The sequence below is a fragment of the Bacteroidota bacterium genome (genome assembly GCA_039111535.1).
In the GTDB taxonomy this organism is placed as follows: domain Bacteria; phylum Bacteroidota; class Rhodothermia; order Rhodothermales; family JAHQVL01; genus JBCCIM01.
Genome location: JBCCIM010000018.1, coordinates 15,432 through 30,617, shown reverse-complemented (window position 1 = coordinate 30,617; position 15,186 = coordinate 15,432). Strand labels below are relative to the sequence as shown.

Annotated in this window: 15 protein-coding genes; 3 read left to right on the top strand and 12 right to left on the bottom strand. The window is 51.3% G+C overall.

Going from position 1 to position 15,186, the window contains the following annotated elements; genetic code table 11:
- Positions 1 to 106: 106 nt before the first annotated feature.
- Both AAF564_05015 and AAF564_05010 read left to right on the top strand, forming a co-directional pair.
- Positions 107 to 1,270, top strand: a complete 1,164-nt coding sequence (locus AAF564_05015) for a T9SS type A sorting domain-containing protein (GenBank protein MEM8484885.1) — start codon at positions 107 to 109, stop codon at positions 1,268 to 1,270.
- A gap of 78 nt (positions 1,271 to 1,348) precedes the next feature.
- Positions 1,349 to 1,888 (top strand): hypothetical protein, encoded by a 540-nt coding sequence (locus AAF564_05010; GenBank protein MEM8484884.1) that lies wholly within the window; start codon positions 1,349 to 1,351, stop codon positions 1,886 to 1,888.
- Positions 1,889 to 1,939: 51 nt separating this feature from the next.
- On the opposite strand, the gene AAF564_05005 is transcribed toward AAF564_05010, so the two are convergent.
- The 5 genes from AAF564_05005 to AAF564_04985 form a co-directional block, all read right to left on the bottom strand.
- Positions 1,940 to 2,686 carry a hypothetical protein gene (locus tag AAF564_05005; GenBank protein ID MEM8484883.1) on the bottom strand — a complete coding sequence of 249 codons (747 nt, stop codon included), beginning with the start codon at positions 2,684 to 2,686 and terminating at the stop codon, positions 1,940 to 1,942.
- Between the two features lie 92 nt (positions 2,687 to 2,778).
- Complete coding sequence (locus tag AAF564_05000) at positions 2,779 to 3,534, bottom strand: SDR family oxidoreductase (protein MEM8484882.1); 756 nt, start codon at positions 3,532 to 3,534, stop codon at positions 2,779 to 2,781.
- A gap of 230 nt (positions 3,535 to 3,764) precedes the next feature.
- Positions 3,765 to 4,286, bottom strand: a complete 522-nt coding sequence (locus tag AAF564_04995; protein MEM8484881.1) for a hypothetical protein — start codon at positions 4,284 to 4,286, stop codon at positions 3,765 to 3,767.
- Between the two features lie 331 nt (positions 4,287 to 4,617).
- A complete protein-coding gene (locus AAF564_04990; protein ID MEM8484880.1) occupies positions 4,618 to 5,139 on the bottom strand; it encodes a hypothetical protein in 522 nt (173 codons plus the stop codon).
- Between the two features lie 175 nt (positions 5,140 to 5,314).
- On the bottom strand, positions 5,315 to 6,256 hold the full coding sequence (locus tag AAF564_04985) for a fumarylacetoacetate hydrolase family protein (protein ID MEM8484879.1): 942 nt from the start codon (positions 6,254 to 6,256) through the stop codon (positions 5,315 to 5,317).
- A 282-nt stretch (positions 6,257 to 6,538) separates the two neighbouring features.
- Between AAF564_04985 and AAF564_04980 the strand changes: the two genes are divergently transcribed.
- Entirely contained in the window at positions 6,539 to 7,687 is a 1,149-nt protein-coding gene (locus AAF564_04980) for a nucleotidyltransferase family protein (GenBank protein ID MEM8484878.1), read from the top strand.
- Here AAF564_04980 and AAF564_04975 read toward each other — a convergent pair whose 3' ends face one another.
- The 7 genes from AAF564_04975 to AAF564_04945 form a co-directional block, all read right to left on the bottom strand.
- Positions 7,688 to 9,589 carry an ABC transporter ATP-binding protein gene (locus AAF564_04975; GenBank protein MEM8484877.1) on the bottom strand — a complete coding sequence of 634 codons (1,902 nt, stop codon included), beginning with the start codon at positions 9,587 to 9,589 and terminating at the stop codon, positions 7,688 to 7,690.
- 80 nt (positions 9,590 to 9,669) lie between these two features.
- Complete coding sequence (locus AAF564_04970; GenBank protein MEM8484876.1) at positions 9,670 to 10,635, bottom strand: hypothetical protein; 966 nt, start codon at positions 10,633 to 10,635, stop codon at positions 9,670 to 9,672.
- Between the two features lie 227 nt (positions 10,636 to 10,862).
- The gene (locus AAF564_04965; protein MEM8484875.1) at positions 10,863 to 11,012 is read right to left on the bottom strand and encodes a lasso RiPP family leader peptide-containing protein; all 150 of its coding nucleotides are present in this window, start codon (positions 11,010 to 11,012) and stop codon (positions 10,863 to 10,865) included.
- 79 nt (positions 11,013 to 11,091) lie between these two features.
- Positions 11,092 to 13,005 carry a lasso peptide isopeptide bond-forming cyclase gene (locus AAF564_04960; GenBank protein MEM8484874.1) on the bottom strand — a complete coding sequence of 638 codons (1,914 nt, stop codon included), beginning with the start codon at positions 13,003 to 13,005 and terminating at the stop codon, positions 11,092 to 11,094.
- Positions 13,006 to 13,010: 5 nt separating this feature from the next.
- Entirely contained in the window at positions 13,011 to 13,439 is a 429-nt protein-coding gene (locus tag AAF564_04955; protein MEM8484873.1) for a lasso peptide biosynthesis B2 protein, read from the bottom strand.
- Positions 13,432 to 13,773 carry a PqqD family protein gene (locus AAF564_04950; protein ID MEM8484872.1) on the bottom strand — a complete coding sequence of 114 codons (342 nt, stop codon included), beginning with the start codon at positions 13,771 to 13,773 and terminating at the stop codon, positions 13,432 to 13,434. Before AAF564_04950 ends, AAF564_04955 begins: the two co-directional genes overlap by 8 nt.
- A 14-nt stretch (positions 13,774 to 13,787) precedes the next feature.
- Complete coding sequence (locus AAF564_04945; GenBank protein MEM8484871.1) at positions 13,788 to 15,029, bottom strand: MraY family glycosyltransferase; 1,242 nt, start codon at positions 15,027 to 15,029, stop codon at positions 13,788 to 13,790.
- Between the last annotated feature and the right edge of the window lie 157 nt (positions 15,030 to 15,186).

The following is a 15,186-nucleotide window of genomic DNA, read 5'->3' as shown; positions in this document are numbered from 1 at the left end:
CCTGTGATCCACTTTCTCTGAAAACAGCGCATGTGGGGTGAGCAAAGCGCAAACATTCTGCTTTTTGCATCAATGCAGTTATCCACATATCAGAGAGACCTACGACATGTTTCGTTCTTTATGGCTTTTCACGCTCCTCTTCCCGGCTGTGATCAGTGTGCCGGCACAGGCACAACTTGTACTCACAGCAGCAGATTTTCAGGCACAAACCAGTGCATCTTTCCAGGAATTCCTCGCTGACAACAACAACGGTAATCTCCCAAACAATCTGGCATTCTTACCCGACCTCCTTTTGCTCGATGGTAACAACAACACGTTTGATTTTGCCGCAATCACAGCCCAACTTCCTCTTTTTTCGACCAACTACTACCTCTCTTTCCCATCCGACAGTGTAGCAATTCCTGGTGCAGCAAGCACATTTAACGGAGAAGTGACGGATGTCTGGCAGGTAGATTTTGAAGAAAGTAGCACACCCGACATCTTTATTTTCAGGAGCATCACGGCAGACAGCCTCGCATGGTTGGGCAATGGTGTATGGCAAGACACCAACGCGGATGGTACACCTGACCCAGTCGTCAGCGTTTTTTCTCCCGGAAAGCTCCAGGCGCCGCTTCCACTGCAGATGGGCAATGCCTGGCAGTCTGATTTCACCCATATCAATACTGTAGAAACACCAATCGGCGTCGTTGAAATCCCCGGTGTGGTAGAAGAGCACGACATTCAAGTGGATGGGTACGGCACCTTGATTACCCATAACGGCTCATTTCCCTGTCTGCGTATCCGTATCAACCAGACAATTTTAAGCCCAGATGGGTCATCGCAGGAGCTCGGTGGATGGAGCTTTGTCACAGCTGACCTTGAGCAGCTTGGTGTTTTCTATGACCAGCATATTCCTGCAGATCCGGCAGAAATATCGTTTGACTTGTCAAGCCCCCAATCTATTTCGCTATTCAGCCCCAGCAACACGATGACTACGGCCATAGCCCCGACCACAACGGCCGGCTCTGACCGTCTTATGGCCCATCCTAACTACCCAAACCCATTTCTACGGGAAACCACCTTGCCTTTTGAATTGACAGAAGCCGGCCACGTACGACTCAGCATTTTTAACAGCATCGGGCAACGTGTAGCACTACTGGTTGATGAAACCCGTGCAGCCGGCAAACACGCGGTCCGCTGGACTCCTGAAAACATGCCTTCTGGCCTCTACTTCTTCGAACTCGAAACTGACGGTGCAATTTCACGCCGCACGATGCTGCATGTCAAGTGACTGCTTTGCTGCCCTCGCGGACCGGTCATCTTTGCAAGCATGCGCTCAACCTATTCTCAACAAAAAACCTATAGAACAATGAAAAAGACCCTTTTTTACACCCGATTCTTGTTACTCTCTGGCCTTTTAATGCTGGCCGGCTGCGACTCCAACGACCCTGATGAGGTTGAAGATCTCATTGGTTCTTTTGAAATCCAGGTAACCGGCGACGTTATGCAAACCTTAAGTGGTAACCAGGCAGCCTTCGGTGCAGTTACCGATGCACAAACAGGGATTTCAGGGTTTGGGATGAATTTTGGCGTCACGGGCACGACTGCACAGACCCTCTCCATTACCCGTAAAGGTACCCGACCAGGAAATGGCGGGCACTCGATTGCCAACATTAACCTCGACACAGAGGTAGAAACGCTCAGCAACGATGCGTTTATTGGCATCTTTTCCACAGGGACGGATGTCTTCTACTCGTCTGGCGGGACGCTCACCATAACGGAGTCGTCGAACAACCGGGTAGCCGGCAGTATTTCAATGACAGCCGCCAGTGTGTTGCCCAATTCCACAGCCCAGGTGACCATTTCTGGTAGCTTTACGGCTGTAGGCCTGGATGTCGGCGCACAGTAGCACAGGCACTTACATGGGAGCAGGTGGTATACGGCTGCTCCCATGTATTTCCTATTCTTTGTCAAGGATGGCCTCTATTTTGGCGTATTGCTCCAACATGGAAGCCTCAAACCAGCGCAAATCTTGCAACGCTGATGTAGCTGAGCCATTTCCTGTATAGAGGATCTCGATAATCCTGCTGACGGTACTGTCATGGATCTCATGTAACCCGACAAGCTCCGTCATCGCTGCTACCAATTCAAAATCCATATGGATGGTGGTCTGGGTTGCAATCGCGGTTTCCCACGCTGAGTTGAGTAAGCGGGCTGGCCGCAACTGGATATTTCCTTCACCAAATATCAAAAGCGAATCTGCAGTGAGCTCAAGCCGGATGGGACGCGCCCCAACGCGGGCGTAGTACGCCGTATCGGACGACTTTAGGACTTTTATCTCCTCAAACATCGCCCGGGAATTCCCCATAAACATGCGCTTTAAAACAGCCGCCATGTCAGCTTCATTTTGCACAGATATACCCCTTTCCTCCAGCCCTGCCCCGCCCAATCGATGTGTGCCGGCACTCAGGTTTTGTACCAGCGGCTCATGATATGCAAGGGCCTGTTGTACCTGCGCTTTGTTCTCTGCTATTTCATGCCGTATCGTCGCAATCACGTTCTCCACTTTCTCATTGGTATCCCTGTCTACACGCCAGTCATCCAGCGCTAACGCAAAGAGCACGCTAAAAATAATGGCCCCAATATCAATAAAGATTGATTTCCATGAGCGGGACGCGCCTAGACCAAAAGGTTGTTTTTTAAGCATCGTTCAGTGAGGAGTGAGGAGTGAAAAAAATCACTTCGACATTCAAAATTCCTTGTTCGGTGTTCGATATTTCATACCGCAACAATCCCCAATCACAAATGCATCCATCCACGATTGACGGCAATATTTTGTCCGGTGATGGCGCGGCTGGCGTTTGAGGCGAGAAAAAGGGCTGTTTCTGCTATTTCTACTGGTTCAATTAGCGTGGGGATGCACTGGCTTTCCAAAAGGCGTTTTTTAACTTCTTCGTTTACGTGCATGCGCAACTGTTTTTCCGTCATTACCCATCCAGGAGACAAGGTATTCACCCGAATATGGTCGGGCCCCAGTTCTCTTGCAAGCGAGCGCGACATGGCTACGATGGCACCTTTGGCTGTTACGTACGCCGAGAGGCCGGCTTCGCCTAACTGAAAAGTAACCGAACCGAAGTTAATGACTGCAGCATCCCGTCCTTTCATGAAAGGCACAGCCTGTTGTGTACAAAGGTAAGCCGCCCGCAGATTTACCGCAGTGAGCTGATCCCAGCGTTCCATTGTCGTTTCCAACAGGGGCAAACGGGTATCCTGGGCCGCGTTGTTTAGTAGTGCCTTGATGTATGGATTTGTGCGCCCAATACGCTGAATCCAACTTACCACCTGATCTTCCCTGGTCAGATCTACCACATCAAAAGTGACAGATTCACCCAGCACACCAGCCAGTGCCTCGCCGGCAGTTCGATCAATATCACAAAAATAAACGCGGGCACTTTGTGCAGCAAAAGCGCGCACGAGGGATTCACCAATGCCGGTTGCACCACCGGTCACCACCACACATTGGCCTTCTAAATCTTTGTACCTGGGGGTATCCATACCTGCTTGAGATGGGGAATAAGTTGCGGTTAAGATTAGATATTAAGGCTGGGTAGACAAAAAGCAAAACCGTTAAACGAGGCGCTTTGGTAAACATAGAAACGATGGGCAGTGGCGCCGGCTGCACCTCTTATCAACCGCCACTTACCATAAATAAAAAATACCCGACGGTATGCCGGGTATTTTTAGTAATGTTTAAGCTGTGTGTATACATCTACTGCAATGCTGGCCTAGTTGTTATAAAATGACTGCAATGCAAGGATAGAGTAATCCAATACGCGCGCTGAACGCTGGCGATACAACGTCTCGTGGACTTGCTGTATGGCTTTCTCATCGCCAATTTCGACGAGGGCAGCCACAGCCATCATGCGTACGGGCACAGACTTATGAAATGCGTGTACATCAAGCAGCGTTGAAACAGAGCTGCTCAAGTCGACTTCTTCATTGTAGTTCACTTCGAAGTGCAGGATGTGCCGAAGCTCCTGGGCCGTAACCTTTTTGTAGTTTTTGTCCGCAATTGAGATTTCGTTTTCGACTTCACGCCACCATTCAGCGTCTCGTTCTGCTGCTGGTGTAATGACATAATTATTTACGGCCGGGAAGATCTCATCGTCTTCATTCAGAAATACGGAGGCATCAAAAGTTGCCGGCAGATCAGACATCATCGACGTGCTCTGCTGTGCTGAAGCCGTAAAGACAAAAGCGAAGGTGAGTACAAAAAAAGAAAACAGGCTTCTATTATATGATTTCATTGTTTTAACCGGAGTTGAGGTTATCTATCTGGTATCCAACATGCCCGTTTTCAGATCGTATCAGGTTACCATACGAACCCTACACGCGCAGATGGTTTTGCTTGTGTTTGCGGTTCTGATACCCCCCTCCGTGTTAAAACACACAATGGCTTTTCTGCCTTTTACACACCCTTTACATACTTATCATTTCCTAAATAACTGTAGCATCCTCTTAATGATTCTGGCCAAGCGTTCAGCGCCAAAAGAAGAAGCTAAGCGGTTGTGTCCGCTGCGTCTTTTTTAGCGATTCCGTTAGTAAAAAGGCCACTATACCCCGCCACAATGATCAAAATCAAGTTTTATTGTCCAGTACTTTGAGTTGCTGGATGGCGTAGGTGTGATTCTGATCTGCTGCTTTATTTAGCCAATAGCGCGCTTTTTCGAAATTCATCTCAACCCCGCGGCCTTCCTGGTACATCATGGCAAACAGGTATTGCGCTTCTTTATCCCCCTGGCTTGCTGCATCTGATATCCAGAATACAGCCTCTTCATCCTCACTGTTGGTGTAAGCAAAAAATCCAAGGATATATTTTGCAGCCGGCTCCCCTTTCTCTGCTGCTGCGTGCCAGTGGCGAAAGGCAGCTTCGGGGTCTTCATCATATAAGACATTGCCCAACAGCACCTGGGCGCGGATGTCCCCTTTTTGCAGTGCTACACGTGAGATATCTGCCGCTTTGTCCAGCTTTCCATCGTTGGCTGCCTTTTGGGCCAGCCGGTAAAGCTCATTGGGTTCAAGCGATTCGTAGTTATTGGTACAGCCCCCAAGGAGCAAAAGGCAAATCGCTGCGAAAGCGAATCGTTTTGCGAATTTCATTGTTTTCCCGTTGCGTGGGGGGCAACAGGTTTCTTAAATGCGAACACCCATCCGTTACGCAAGAATGTTGCCTAACTTGCACAGGCCATAAAAAACGATGAAATAAGCCCTCTATGCCCACTTGTTTAGCCCGGATACTATCCAGACTTCAGCGTGGTCTCCAGAAGTCTCTCTATCAATCTCCCATTGAAACGCCAATCCGACCAAATGAACTGAACGTTACTTCCGCGCTGTTACCTGTTGCCAATACCGGATTGTCATAGAGGCCTCCTGTAATCACAACATCGCCGGCCCGGAGCATCAGCCCCTGCCCAGGCAGCGCGTTTGCAATCCAGACCAACGCATCCATTGGGGTTGTCCCCATGATCTGATTGCCGCTCCCGGAAGCTGCCTCCTCACCATCAACATACACAACTGCAGTTTCTGCGGCTAGATCAACGGTTTCCAACGGCAGACGCGCCTCTGTAAGGATGATGCCGGCATGGGACAGGTTTGCTGCAATCATGTGATTCATTCCCGGCGCTTCGCCATCTTCACCGGCCACAACCCGAATATCAATCAATTCAATTGCGCCGGCAACCGCTGCCACAGCGTCTCGTACAGCTTCCGCACTATGGGATGAACCAGCGAGGTCTTTGCCCATGATAAACGCAATTTCTGCTTCCACCAAAACATCGCCATCAACATACGTGGCTGCTGACAATTGTGCGCCATCATCCAGGCTATCAGATCGTAAGATGTATGCAAACGAAGGGTCTGGTGAAGCGCCGGCTTCGGTTACGCGTGTGCCGCCCATCTTCCATCCAATGCGTTGCTCGCCAGCTGCCTCCTGTATCCGGAGGGCTTCCAACTGCACCTCGTATGCGGCATCTCTTCCCATATCCGGTAACATCGAAAGTATGGTTGTTGTGCGAACCTGACTTCGAGCCTGGATGAGTTCGCCGGCAATGGCAGGCCCCAACACCTCAAAAGGTGCATCAGCATCTTGCATCAGCTCAGACGTGTTAGCAGATGCGTCTGCAGCATCCGTTGCCGCCTCCTGGCATCCTGTAAGCGTACCCAGCAGCAAAAACAGGCAGAAAAATGAGCCTCTTTTCATAACGCGTCTCTCAATCATGGTTGTATTTAGGGAAATTAACCTACAGCTACTTGCGTCCCATTTGCTGTCAGGATACGCCCTCAAATGTATACCTTACAAATGTCTTCTGGCATTTTACTGTTAACACCGCAAAGTCCGGGAACGGCACAAGCCCTGGTAGCAATCGTGTAAGGCGCACTGATGGAACGAATCGATTCTCTGTGGTTACCATCCGCACCTGCATATCTAAGAAAGTAGTACCAGGCCGGCCGAATATACAACACTTCTTCCCGGCGCGCGCCCAAAAAGGTCATCATTACCATGGGTACACCCTATTCTGATTTAGCAGACGTCTTGTCTGAAAAATCTTATGATTTTGTTGCATCGCTCCCTCCAGAGTCGCAATTATTTCTGCTGCTCATGCAAGCAGGAGAAAGCCAGTCCCGCTTTGCAAAAATTGACGAACTCCTGAGCACCTACACCCTGCGATGGGACGCACTCATCCAGTTGGCGCGTAAACATGGAGGTATTCCTCTTTTTTACAAAACGCTGAAGGACAAACACCACTCGCTCGTGCCGCAAAACGTCAAAACCAGGCTCCAAAATGACTTTCATAGCATTGGCCTGCTCATTGCCATGCAGACCCGTGTGATGAAGCACTTGATTGACGACTTTGCATCGGTAAACATGCCTATCCTTTTCTTCAAAGGCATCCAGCTTGGCGCCGAAGTCTATGGAAACCCGATCTGGCGCAAACCTGGCGACCTCGATGTACTGATTCACGAAGTACATTTTGCGCCGGCAAAAGAGCGCTTATTGCAACTTGGATTTGATACCCGTCTGACACCTGCTGAAGAAAAAGCACAGCTAGCCCGCCAACGCCAGCTGACTTTCTATGGTAATACGGTAGATGTGGATGTCCATTTTTCTCTGGAGCAGCGGTCCTTCATCAAAATGTCGTATGCTGCCACCTTCGACAGCCAGGATGTATGGAAGCGAGCAACACATGTGATGCTCGATGACACGCGTATTCCGAGCCTGGCTCCTGAGGATCAGTTCTGCCTGCTATGTGTGCACAGCGCTAAGCATGGCTGGTTTCGGATGTACATGCTGACGGACCTGGCGGCATATATGACCAACGTTCCGCTCAACTGGCAAAAAATTGCGATACGCGCCAAACGCATAAAGGCCGAGCGTATGCTCAGCCTAAACGTGTTGCTGGTTCATCGTTTGTTTCAGATTCCGATCCCCGACACAATTCGCCGGCTCATTGCCAAAGACAGCACGTTGTTCGCGCTATCCGATCAGATTATGGAGCGGCTATTTGACGACGATGCAGAAGAGAAATCTTTCCAGTTCCACCGCATCCAGGCCGGCCTTTTCCCGCGGTGGTCTGAAAAGGCTATGTACCTCGGTTATGTAACAGCTGAACACTGGAAGCGCCGTTGGTCTCGAAAAGCTGTTCGGTAATCAGGATGTTGTTCGGGGCAAGGTGCCTTTGCCTGCCCGAGTCCGCCGCCGGCTGCTGCGTTTCTTATCAGACAACTTGCTATCTCCCTCCTCTGCACTGGTCCGCATCTTATCAAACCACGACTGCGCATACATACCGCCAAAGCGCAACAACTCATTGTGTGTACCTGATTCGATAACGTTGCCGCGATCCATGACATAAATTTTGTCTGCCCGCATGGCTGTACTTAGCCGATGTGTAACAACCAGCGTGGTTCGCTCGCGGGCCAACTCAAAGAACTGATCTAGCCAGCGCGTCTCCGCCCACGGATCCATGGCGCTTGTGGGCTCATCGAGTAGTAAAATTGGAGCTTCGCGATAAAACGCACGGGCCAGCGCTACGCGTTGCCACTGCCCACCACTAAGGTCAACACCACCGCTAAACCGTTTATCGAGCAGGGTATCGTATCCTGCCGGCAGATCAGGGAGCATGCTGTCAACGCCACTCGCTGCAGCTGCAACCCTGACGCGTGCCTCATCCATACCGCCGTCTATGGCACCAAGTGCAATGGTTTCAGCAAGCGTCCCGGCGTAGTTGACCCAGTATTGAAAGAGCACGGTCACCTCTTGCAGCAAAGCCTGGTGTGATACGTCGCGGATGTCCACATCATTTATTTTGATGCTACCTTTTTCCGGGTCATAAAACCGGCATAACATTTTGATCAATGTACTTTTGCCGGCGCCGTTAGGGCCTAGTATCGCTACCGTCTGTCCGGCAGGAATATGCAGGTTAAAATTCTCCAGTGCCAGTTGATCGCTGCCCGGATAGCGAAAATCAACCGCTTCAATATCGATGGTATACGGTGCAGCAGGTAGAGCCGCTTTGGCCTCAGTCACCTGCATGACGGGTTTGATATCCAGAAAATTGAATAGATGTTCGAGAAACAGCATACTGGTGTATACGCGCCCGATACCCTGGAGTAATGTCCGCATCAGCGACTGTCCTTTCTGGAAAGCCTGATAAAAGAGTGCAAGATCACCCAGCGTTGCCCGGCCCTGTATTGCACGCACCATCATCCATCCCATGACAGCTCCCGTCACAATAAAAGCAGAACTGCCGGCGCCTGCCTGGGCGATGCTCTGTTTTTTCATCAGGGCAAGCTGAGCCTTGCGTAACGTGGTACGCAAGGCATTAAATCGCTCCCGAAAATGGGCACTCAACTTGAAGATGCGGACCTCGTAAGCGTAGAAACGATTTGTAAGGATCCAGTCGTAATACTGGGTTCTGCGGCGCTTTTCTGTTGTATCTTTCCACCAGGCGTGGTGCAACAGGTTATGTCGGATTACAACCCATAGCGCCGGCAACGTACTCACCAACAGCGCCAGAGGCAACCAGGCGCCATAAGGGATGATGAGCGCGGCAATCGCAAACAGGGTAATGCTGTGTTGAATGATTTGCCCGAGGCTTTCCAAAAGCGCAAGCGAGTCTTTGTCTGCCTGGCTGTTAGCGCGTTCCATTTCATCGTAGTACGCCGGCGACTCATAAAACTCCAGATCAACCCGCGCAGCCTGTTCATGTACCTTCGCCTTAATGTGGTCTTGCAATAGCTCCGCTTGCGCCGCACGGACCCATGAGATTGCACCTTGAAGCAGTTGCGCAAGCAGTAACACCCCGCCGAGCCAGGCCAATGGCGTAGCCATGCTCCAGAGTGCAGCAGAGGTATCTGATGCACCCATGACGAGCGCAAGCTGGTCTACCAGGATTTTGGACAGATAAACGGTTAGCGCTGGCAGCAATCCTTGTAACACAAGCAGGCCGGCCCACACAAGGGTCCATCGGCCAGTGGCTTCCCAGATAAGATGTATTGCGCGTGTAAACAGCTTCCACCGCTTCATGAGCGTGGTTTTGTTCAGCGTAGGCATAGGCTTAATATGCAATTAGGCAATTGGACGCCTGTATTGCTGCCTTTCAATGCATCCGGATGTATTGACCAGCCGGTCAACTAAGCCGGCACTGAATGGGCAGCCACATCTGCTTCAATTGCGGCAACGAGTTGAGGCAATGCATCCAGGGCACGAGGACGCAGCAGTTTTCGGACGGCAACCTGCTGACTGAGCAGGCTACTTTGTTTGAGATGTGGTGCACTTGCGCCTTCATTACCGAGGTAATGCAAGGCATAAGAATGCCTGATCATCTCGATGCACGCGTCGCGGGGCACAAGTGGTGATATGGTAATTCCTTCCGCTCCTTCCGGCTGAAAATCGAGCACATAGATGCACTGAAGCGGATGGGATGCTGTAGCAAATTGCTGCGACGTATTCCGTAAGCGCTTTACAGAAGCTGCAGAGTTTCTGGGTAGCAATTCTGGGTCTTCATCCAGCGATGCTGCCACAGCTTCGGGCCATAACCGGAGTTGCGGTATGCCGGGATATGCATCAATAGTACCGCACGCGTTTTGCTGGAGCACAAGCAAATCGTCGGTAACCAACGCGTGCCCTTGTCCATACAGTGCAGCAGCTGTGGTAGACTTGCCAGCCCCTTTGTATCCCACAAAGGCTACGGCAACGCCGTTCACTTCAACAGCACTGGCGTGTAATGTTAGCAACCCGCGCTGGTGCAACAGCAGGCCGAGGCCGGCGCTTTGCACGGCCTGATGCATCAGGGACCGCTGCGATTCAGGGACTGGATGCAAGACAATCCGTTTGCCGGCGTGGATCTGCATGACGCCAAGGTCAGCCCAGACAAACCAGATCGTCTCCCCTTCCACTTCCAAAAATCCGGCAGCGGCTCTTGGATCCGCCAGCCAATGCTGCGGCAACCTATCCAATACTATTTCTACATCAACCTCTTTCACAGACTCGCCGGGGTCCATAAACGGAACCTGCGACCTGATACTGAGGCCAAATGCACTATATGTCTGAAATGGGGGGCGCTGATCTAGATCAGCAAGATGAACATGTTCTAACAAGCTTTATCCTTGGCCTTGAGATGCTTTATACCAGTTAAGCATTGCGCACCAATGCATTACGGCAACTTACCAACAGGTATCCTGCGAGCAGCTCGCCGGGGGCATTGTACACAATGTAGCGTCCTGCCCTGACATGCAAGCATGGCAAGGCAGTTTAAAAAAGTCAGCATCCAGATGACGTTTCCATCGAATCTACGCCTTTGGAAACGTCATACTGTATGCTTTAATCAACCATTGCTGCAGAAAGGAGACTGGCAGCCTGTGCTGTTTCCCTGTCCGTCGCTATTGTTGTTGTTTGAGTTCTGAGTCAGTTCAGCGACATCGCCGTAATCAATTACGACAGGCGCCTGATACTGCTTCTTATCTTGTTTATTCATAATAAACCTCCAAGATTTAGGCATTGTGAAAGAAATGAAACGGTGACCGGGGGTGCCGGCCAGGGTACAAATAGAAGGATTACAAACCGGTATACTGCAACCACAAGGCCAAGGATAAAGCTCGCCAGTGGTATACCGTGTAATTATCCATGCTCTCCTGTTTAAACTCTGGATGCGTTTTGTGCAACATGTCCAGATCTACAAATCGGCTGATAGCGCCGGTATCCCCGTCCATCATTTGTTGCAACTCTTCTTTGGCTTTTACAAGAAGACCGTGATCAAAGCTGGGGCCCAGGTTGCCTTTGTCGGCGCGCCACTGGATTCCCCGTGGCAAAACCCCATCCATCGCATGGCGCATCACCACGCGTGACCATCCATCACGTCTTTTTTGATTTGCAGGTAGTGCAAGACAAAACTCAAGCAACCTGCGATCACAAAAGGGTAACCGCAACTCCAGGCCGGCGGCCGCTGCTGAGGCTTCCCAAACTTCTATAATTCGATGCATAACGGGCCGGCCAAGCAAGTAACAATGCTCTTCCCGTTCCGTGCGGGCCATGGGGCGCTGTGGGCGAATGTTATCGCGTATGCCTGCTGCAAAAGTTGTATCAAGCATGTGCGTCCAGTTGAGTGCAGCTGTTGCCGGCGCTTTGCGTCGCGGTAACTGTCGCACGGCCTCCTTTGCAATACTGCGGGCATTCAAAACAGCTGGCCACTTGCGCACAATAGGCGCCACTTCGTATTCCCTGAACCACTGCCAGGCAACCCCTTTCCAGGGTTGGCCCCAGTTTTTAGCGTGGCTGCGTACTTCATGCACCAGGGTTTTCCATTTCCGCGCCCGCGCCAATTCATGGAGATATCCGATGCCATGCGACAGCGTAGTATCCCCATCAAATCCGTCTAGAATTACACGTACACCGTCCGTGCGTGCCTGCTGGTAAAGATTCCAGAAGAAGTAAAGATTGCCGGCCTGAATGGCGCTGTCCTGATGCCAAAGCATATCCGCATAGTGCTGCAACGGACTCAGTTGGTCTGCGGCAACCATGCGTGGGGTAAGGCGCTCCCCATACTTATCCAACACCATGTTGATATAGGGCCGCTCGTCGCTCTGCTGCATTTTGTTGAACACAGCGGAATACGTATACAGTGGCGCCTCCTTACTGGCTGTTTCGGCGGCAACAGAAACAATCGAAGAGGAGTCAAGCCCTCCGCTTAACATCGACCCTACGGGGAATGCGCTGCGGGTTCGGCAAGCCACAGCTTGCGCAAAGAGCCGGCGCAATTCTTCTGCATATTCTTCGTCGCTGCCGTAGCGGATTTCCCGTTCCGGATCGAGGTGCCAGTACCGTTGCTGCTTTACTTCCTCGCGGGTTACAACCAGGCTATGCGCCGGCGCCAGTCTGGCAATGTCTTTATAGAATGTGATGGTTGTATCAACGTCTACGGGCGCCAGCAGATGCTCAGCTACGGCCATCTCATTCAGGATACGCGGCACTTCAGGATGCTCGAGCAATGCCTTCAATTCGGATGCAAACGCAAAAAACTGTCCGGGCACATGGCAATAGTAAAAGGGCTTTAATCCATAATGATCGCGTGCACAAAAAAGGCGTTGCCGGGCGGCATCCCAAATGGCAAAAGCGTAGGCCCCAATGAGATGTACTGGACACGTTGCCCCCCATCGCCGGTACGCGTGCAAGATGATTTCTTCGTCAGTTACCGTTGGCGGAAGTTGAAGATCAGCCAATAACTCGCCGCGGTTGTCGATCCGGGCATCTGCTGTCAGCACGACGGACGTATCACCGTTTGCCAAAGGCAAAACTGCGCGTAGTGACTCTTCTGTTGTATGCAGCATTTGGTGGCCCAGAGCAACCGCCGGTCCATACCACACACCCTCCCCATCAGGGCCGCGGTGGGTAAGTACATCGTGCATTTTCTCAAAGCGGCTTGCTTCCACAGGCTGTCCATCCTGCTGCAAGATCCCTACAATTGCGCTCATATGCGTTAAGAGTTGACTGTTTCCAATCGTTCAAAATCTGCCGGAGAATCCGAGCCACCGATAAGCACCCGTCCGTTCTTCTCCAGCCATGCGTGGGCTGCAATGCCTTTTGTATCGTCTTTTTTAACCCCGATATGCAGGCTCGTGACGATGCCTTTACGCCGTAAAAACCACTGAAGGGCCAGGGCCTGCGGCAGGCAGGGTTTTTTGCCAACCACATACCGACCTACCCGCTCGATGGCCCATACCATCTCTGTTTCATACGCGATCAGATGCATCCGTCGCTCGGGAAATCGTTCTCCAGATGCTGCTATGGCTCTTCGTACGTTGCGATAGGGGAGCACAGCAAGAGCAATACGAAGTAAAGCAAGCATCACAAAAGCCCCTGTCAGCGATTTCCTGAAATACCAGAGGCGTTGTATCCGGCTACGCATTTGCCGGGACCACAATGCGGATCAGATTCCGCTTTTCCATATCAGCAAGAAATTGAAGTATATCTTCCCGCAATGCGTCTGCAGAGACTTCATAGCGTCCTTGCATATGCAGCAAAATGTCTTCAATGGTGCAAGGTGTTTTTAATAGCGACCAGACCGTGGTGCCTACATCGTTCAACCCGAAATAGCGTCCTGTCTGGATGTTCAGCAACACAGCTTCCCCTTCAAGATCTGCCATCATGAGGTTGTTGTTTGCTTCTACAATGTCGTTTAGGTCCATCATAAGTTTATCGTTTTCAAACATCGTCCAGTAACGTACTGGATTCCACTTCATTCCAGCCTACGGGGCTAGTCAAAAGAAGGCATAACCAGTTCGCGTTCATCCTCTTTTTCGGGTCGTAATTTTTTTGGCGCATTGGCAACAGGCTCAAGCACAGAGCGTACGGCGCCATCTCCACTCCAACTGCCACGTGGCACGCGTTCACCAATTTCATCGGACAGGCGCCGCTTGATAAGTTTGATACCACGCTGCACGTTCAGGTACCCCAACCAGCGCAAAATGAGCGCGACAAAACCCGCAGCGGCGATGATCAAGAGCAATCCCCACGCAGGTGCAACCAACGAAAGTCCAATGGCTGCGACCGCCATGCCACCGTGAATCAGATACAAGGCCACAACGCTCCCTTTTGTTGAGAATCGCTTGCGGTGTACAAGCCTGTGGTGGATGTGGTCTTTGTCCGGGGCAAATGGCGACTCGCCTTTAACAAACCGGCGTACAAAAGCCAGGGTTGTATCGACAAGCGGGTACCCAATACACAATGCCATAACCACTACAGCGAGTACCGGATGGGTATGGGTGGTCCCTTGTAATGCATACGTGGCGACCATAAAGCCCAAAAAGAGGCTACCGGTATCCCCGAGAAAAATGGACGCCGGATTAAAATTGAACACAAGAAAACCCAGCAGCGCCCCGGCCATCGCAATCGCTACCGGCACAAGGCTGACATCCCCGTGCAATACAAAGATCGCGGCCAGGCTGCAAAAGCTGATCAATGATACACCAGACGCCAGGCCATCAAGACCATCGACAAGGTTTACGGCATTCATCACCCCGAGATACCAGAGCAACGTAAGCGGCAAACCCAAGGCAGCCTGCAGATAAGGATCTGAATCCAGAAAAGAAATTTCAGGGACAACCACCCGGAAGCCGGCCAAATACATTCCGTACGCAACAACCAGTTGAAACAGGAATTTTTTCTTAAAGCCAAGCCCGTAAGCATCATCGTACAACCCCGTGAGCGCGATGGTGATTGCGCCCAACAACAAAGCCCAGGAGAAAGGATGCGCGGTTGCACCAAGCGGCATTGCCAGGCCGGCACCGCTGTACATTAAAAAGAAGATGCCTATTAAAAACGTAAAGATCACTGCTATACCGCCGGCACGGGGCGTCGCCTTGATATGGACCGTACGTTGCCCACCCGGTAAATCCACCCACTTGTTGTGTTTTGCAAACCGGGCAACCAGGGGCGTCAGGATCAAAGATGAAACAAAGGCCAGGGCAAAGCCCATCGCCAGGACAAAGAAGTTCATGGAGATCTTTTGTCTCTATAGATTAAACGCAGAACGCGTGGAGAGTAGCGAAATCAGGTTGGCAGGACCCCCATAGATAGAAAGGTCGGGGAGCGGTGGCACGTGTGCCACATGATGAGATACCCTGCCAGCCAGGACACGAAAAAGCTCCTTGTCA

Excerpts from the sequence above, each read along its gene's own strand:
- AAF564_05015 (MEM8484885.1), top strand. The coding sequence starts at position 107 with ATGTTTCGTTCTTTATGGCTTTTCACGCTCCTCTTCCCGGCTGTGATC.
- AAF564_05010 (MEM8484884.1), top strand. The coding sequence starts at position 1,349 with ATGAAAAAGACCCTTTTTTACACCCGATTCTTGTTACTCTCTGGCCTT.
- AAF564_05005 (MEM8484883.1), bottom strand. The coding sequence starts at position 2,686 with ATGCTTAAAAAACAACCTTTTGGTCTAGGCGCGTCCCGCTCATGGAAA.
- AAF564_05000 (MEM8484882.1), bottom strand. The coding sequence starts at position 3,534 with ATGGATACCCCCAGGTACAAAGATTTAGAAGGCCAATGTGTGGTGGTG.
- AAF564_04995 (MEM8484881.1), bottom strand. The coding sequence starts at position 4,286 with ATGAAATCATATAATAGAAGCCTGTTTTCTTTTTTTGTACTCACCTTC.
- AAF564_04990 (MEM8484880.1), bottom strand. The coding sequence starts at position 5,139 with ATGAAATTCGCAAAACGATTCGCTTTCGCAGCGATTTGCCTTTTGCTC.
- AAF564_04985 (MEM8484879.1), bottom strand. The coding sequence starts at position 6,256 with ATGATTGAGAGACGCGTTATGAAAAGAGGCTCATTTTTCTGCCTGTTT.
- AAF564_04980 (MEM8484878.1), top strand. The coding sequence starts at position 6,539 with ATGGGTACACCCTATTCTGATTTAGCAGACGTCTTGTCTGAAAAATCT.
- AAF564_04975 (MEM8484877.1), bottom strand. The coding sequence starts at position 9,589 with ATGCCTACGCTGAACAAAACCACGCTCATGAAGCGGTGGAAGCTGTTT.
- AAF564_04965 (MEM8484875.1), bottom strand. The coding sequence starts at position 11,012 with ATGAATAAACAAGATAAGAAGCAGTATCAGGCGCCTGTCGTAATTGAT.
- AAF564_04960 (MEM8484874.1), bottom strand. The coding sequence starts at position 13,005 with ATGAGCGCAATTGTAGGGATCTTGCAGCAGGATGGACAGCCTGTGGAA.
- AAF564_04955 (MEM8484873.1), bottom strand. The coding sequence starts at position 13,439 with ATGCGTAGCCGGATACAACGCCTCTGGTATTTCAGGAAATCGCTGACA.
- AAF564_04950 (MEM8484872.1), bottom strand. The coding sequence starts at position 13,773 with ATGAAGTGGAATCCAGTACGTTACTGGACGATGTTTGAAAACGATAAA.
- AAF564_04945 (MEM8484871.1), bottom strand. The coding sequence starts at position 15,029 with ATGAACTTCTTTGTCCTGGCGATGGGCTTTGCCCTGGCCTTTGTTTCA.